Source organism: Microtetraspora sp. AC03309, assembly GCF_020826795.1.
GTDB classification, from domain to species: Bacteria; Actinomycetota; Actinomycetes; order Streptosporangiales; family Streptosporangiaceae; genus Microtetraspora; species Microtetraspora glauca.
Genome location: NZ_JADDIL010000489.1, coordinates 1 through 469, shown reverse-complemented (window position 1 = coordinate 469; position 469 = coordinate 1). Strand labels below are relative to the sequence as shown.

Below are 469 nucleotides of genomic sequence, written 5' to 3'. Positions count from 1 at the left end.
GCCACCCGGCGATCATAGGCGATGGCCTGATCAGGCTTCGAATCCGTTTGCCCTCAGCTCCGACAAAGCCTGCCCACGACGAACTCCGCCGAGATCGGAGACGATGACGACGTGGATCGTCAGAAGTTGGCTGATGAGTGGGACGACGGGATCTCGCCCGCAGTGGCGGGACTGGCCGGGCTGGCCGAACCCTACGGAGTCGCCCTGGACTACTCGGCCCAATCACTACGCGCACTCGAACACGTGATCACCACCCTGTTCCACCAACCCGAAGACCTCTTCACCGACGACGACCGCCCCGTCGTCCGCGCACTGATCGCCTACATCGGACTCACCCTGACCCACCTCACCACCGGACACTGGGACTGGGACAACCAACCCGGCTTCGCCGAACACGCACAACCCACCCTCACCGACACCGCACTACTCGAGCGCATCACCACCACCTACTGGGGCTGGGACCACAACC

General features: G+C 64.0%; 1 protein-coding gene. It reads left to right on the top strand.

What is annotated here, in order from left to right:
- Window positions 1-111 precede the first annotated feature (111 nt).
- Window positions 112-469 (top strand): hypothetical protein (locus IMZ11_RS43995; protein ID WP_228649683.1); only part of this gene is annotated, 358 nt, incomplete at its 3' end.